This window comes from Succinivibrio sp. (genome assembly GCF_045124615.1).
Lineage (GTDB): Bacteria > Pseudomonadota > Gammaproteobacteria > Enterobacterales > Succinivibrionaceae > Succinivibrio > Succinivibrio faecicola.
This window is the reverse complement of sequence record NZ_JBGVMC010000103.1, coordinates 1-3,609: the sequence shown is the minus strand read 5'-3', so window position 1 is coordinate 3,609 and position 3,609 is coordinate 1. Positions and strand designations below refer to the sequence as shown.

Below are 3,609 nucleotides of genomic sequence, written 5' to 3'. Positions count from 1 at the left end.
TGCGACTCTAAGAACTCTTAGAGGATCTTCAACAAAGGCATCACTTACATGACGAAGAACTCTGTTTTTTATATCTTCAGCTCCTTTATAGGGATCGATGTAGTTCCCATCCTGATCTTTTGCAATGGCATTTATAGTCAGATCACGTCTTAACAGATCTTCCTCAAGAGTCACCGTTTGTGAAAAATCACAGATAAAACCTGTATATCCGGTTCCATTCTTAGTTTCTGTTCTGGCCATGGCATATTCTTCATGAGTCTTTGGATGTAAAAATACAGGAAAATCCTTACCAACCTGAGTATACCCAAGTTCAAGCATCTGTTCTGGAGTAGCTCCAGTTACAACGTAATCTTTATCTGCATTTTTTATATCAAGCAGCTCATCACGAACAGCGCCGCCTACAAGGTAAATCTTCATTATGTTTATGCCTTATTAGTTATTCTCGTTCAATTATATGAAAAAAGATTCATGTAAAAAAAGTATTTCATAACGAATATCTCACATAAGTACAGTATATTTTGTGCGTTTCTTTAGGTTTGCTATAATTACCACGTATAAAAGGTTTGAAAATGTACGAAAAATTTTTCTCATTAGACGAATTACCATTTGATGGTTTACCTGATAACCGTTTCTACTATGTAGGTAATTATCAGCATCAGGCTTTAGATATTCTTACATCCAATCTGTCAAGAAACGGATCTATTTGTGTTCTGTCCGGTCCTTCAGGAAGCGGAAAGACAACTACTGTTAGAATGCTTATCCGTTCTTTGCCAAAAAGAATGCGAATAATTGCCATTGATGATCCAAGACTTGATCCTCATATGCTGCTTGCAACCATCCTAAGAGCAAGTGGCGTTGTAGCAACCTCTTTTGAATCTATTGCAGAGCTGACCTTAAAGCTTAGAAAGCTTTTAGAGCATTCAATTGAAAGTGGAATTATCACAACTGTTATATGTGATGAGGCTCAGGGCCTTTCTGATGAAGTTATAGAGCAGATTAGACTTGTCTCCAATATTGAAGGTGAACTTGGCAAAATGATTAATTTTCTTCTGGTAGGTCAGGAGGATTTAATCGAGAATATTCAAAAGCCAATGCACAAAATGTTCTGGGGCAGAGTAAAGGCTTTTGCTTATCTGAAGGCTTTTAAACGAGATGAAGTTCATGCATATGTAACATATCGTCTTCAGGTGGCAGGATGTCATGATCCTATTTTTACAAACAGAGCTATGAATGCTCTGTACAGGGGAACCGGTGGTCTTCCAAGAATTATCAACTCTGTTGCTGACAGAGCACTGTGTATCGCCTTTGAAGCTCAGAAGAAACATGTATCTGCTTTTATGGTTAAAAAGGCAATAGAAATTGTAAGACATGAAAGATCAGTTTTTGTTGTCGGAATTAAAACCTTTGCAAAAGAATTCATAAAGACTCTGTTTGCAAGAGTTCCTGTTCTCTTGTCAGGTGTAGCACTGTCCTTTGCTGTATTTGCACTTACATATAAATATCTTCCATCAAGGATAAATGATTTATCATTGCAGTCGCTTATACGCAGTGAAGAAATGGTTGTAGAGCAGTACAACAGGGCTATGAATGAAATGCTCCCTGGAAGAAACTACAAATCCAAAGCCTTGGCCTTATTTAACCATTCAATAAATAATAGTGTATTTATTTCAGATTCAATAGATACTCTTATAAAACTTAATGGATATTCCCGTTCAGATTCACTTAAAACTATCTGTTCTGATCTTGATTCTGTATCCTTAAAATGCAATACAGTTTCAGGCGATCTTGATCTTGTGAAAATGGTAAATCGTGTTGCTGTTTTAAAAATGCGTAAAGACGATCTGACTCCATTTTACGTTGTGCTAAACAGATTTTCTAAAGATGAAAGTGAAATCATTGTAGGAGATAAGCTGTTCAGGGTAAAAACAGACTTTATAAGACACTGTTATGATGGTCAGTTTACCTATATTGGCATAAAGATGAAAAGCTTTGACAGAATGCTGCCAAAAATCGATATAGACCTATACAACAGAGCAATGCAAAAGCTCTCTGACAAGCTTGATTTGCAGTTTGACAAACTAAAAGCTACAGAGGCTAAATATTCACTCTCTAATTCATATTCTAACTTCAAGTCTTTGGTAGATGATGATTTTCTGCGTTACTACCTGATTGACAGTGCAGTATGGCAAGGAGCTAATCTTGAAGAGTGATAAGGAAAAAAAGCTGTTAAAACCTTTTGGCTTTACATTTTTTAAAGCAGCAAAACTTATGATGTTTGCATTTGTGTTTTCTTCTATTGGATTCTCATTTGCAGCATATAAGGCAAACGTAGCAATATTAGATGTTACACAGCAGGTTTCAAAAAAGCTTGCTCAAGATTTTTTGAATCTTTCAAGACTGTACAGACAGGATAAAAACTATGAACAGTATCTTGTTATGCAAAAGAGTGCTCCTCTTTTAGTTTATTACAGAAGATTAGGTGCTGCTGATTTGTCATTAAACAGAGCCGAGCTTAAGAAGGTAAAGGCACAAAAGAAAAAGATAAGTGCAAGCACTTATCTTTTACGCTACAAATCATTAGAAGATTAGAAACGGTTCATGTTTCTCTTTCTGTTAGGTCTTGGTATGTAGATAAAGATGATACCGATGATTGCACCGCAAAATGCGATACATGCACCCTGTAACCACCAGCGCATCTGCATATCTAAATCTTTTGTCTCAAGCTTGTCTGCATACTCTCGTCTTAGATTGTCTAATTCTTCAATCTGAGCAGTCTGCTTTGAAATAGTATCTTTTAGTACTGCATTTTCTTTTTCTAGTTTTTCAAGTTTAGCTTTTGCAATGGAATATTCTTTTGCAACAACAGAATCATAATTATCAATAGTATTCTGCAGTTCATCCACTTTACCTTTGTAGATATCTACTAAAGCTTTGCCACAAGCATTAATCTGCAGATCTTTTGTCTGCATCCAAAGCTGTTTTTTGCCGTCGTCTACAAGAATAAATCTCTTGTCATCGGATGCTTTAATAAACTTGAATTTTTCACCTACATGGGTGATGCCTACGATTCGACACTGTGTGCCAGGACAAGATCTTAACCAAACATTTGCATTTTCAGATACATAAACATCGTCACCTTCATTTAAGGCAGTGACATTTTGTATATCTTCATTTTGTGCAACGTTTTCCTCTTCAGCATAAGCACAAAACATGATTGATGATAAAACTGGTGCAATAAGGCATGCTTTTAACAGCTTTTTTGAAAATTTCACTTTTATTCCTTTAATCGTTTCAAAGTCTAAACATATATGGATATTATATACTTTTAAGATCTTTTAATGTACCTATCAAAATGCTGAATTTTGGACATAATCAACTATTTGTCAGATCTTTTTCATTCGTTTTACTTCAATTTTTTCTATATTTAATCCTTTTTGAAAAAAAATATGCTATTTTCATAGTATAAAGTTGCAAATGTATATTTAAGTGTATGCTAACGGACTAATATTTAAGGAAAATTAGCAATTCTTAATCTAATATAGTGAAAAGAAAAAATAACTTGAAAACGTCTGCAGCAGTTCAAATTATCTGCAGTTTATGTGTTATATA

3 protein-coding genes and 1 pseudogene are annotated in these 3,609 nt (G+C 34.8%); 2 read left to right on the top strand and 2 right to left on the bottom strand.

Annotated elements, in window-relative coordinates; translation table 11 throughout:
- Positions 1-417, bottom strand: a pseudogene (cca, locus tag ACJML3_RS02935) (multifunctional CCA tRNA nucleotidyl transferase/2'3'-cyclic phosphodiesterase/2'nucleotidase/phosphatase); the annotation flags it as partial.
- A 152-nt stretch (positions 418-569) separates the two neighbouring features.
- Here cca and ACJML3_RS02930 point away from each other — a divergent pair.
- Both ACJML3_RS02930 and ACJML3_RS02925 read left to right on the top strand, forming a co-directional pair.
- A complete protein-coding gene (locus ACJML3_RS02930; protein WP_406020457.1) occupies positions 570-2,210 on the top strand; it encodes an ExeA family protein in 1,641 nt (546 codons plus the stop codon).
- The gene (locus ACJML3_RS02925; RefSeq protein ID WP_406020455.1) at positions 2,200-2,589 is read left to right on the top strand and encodes a hypothetical protein; all 390 of its coding nucleotides are present in this window, start codon (positions 2,200-2,202) and stop codon (positions 2,587-2,589) included. Before ACJML3_RS02930 ends, ACJML3_RS02925 begins: the two co-directional genes overlap by 11 nt.
- Here the strand turns inward: ACJML3_RS02925 and ACJML3_RS02920 are convergent.
- Positions 2,586-3,272, bottom strand: coding sequence for a TIGR04211 family SH3 domain-containing protein (locus ACJML3_RS02920; RefSeq protein ID WP_406020453.1), 687 nt, complete (start codon positions 3,270-3,272; stop codon positions 2,586-2,588). The genes ACJML3_RS02925 and ACJML3_RS02920 overlap by 4 nt on opposite strands.
- Between the last annotated feature and the right edge of the window lie 337 nt (positions 3,273-3,609).

Bases quoted from the DNA above. Each gene is read 5' to 3' on its own strand.
- ACJML3_RS02930 (WP_406020457.1), top strand. From the start codon at position 570: ATGTACGAAAAATTTTTCTCATTAGACGAATTACCATTTGATGGTTTA.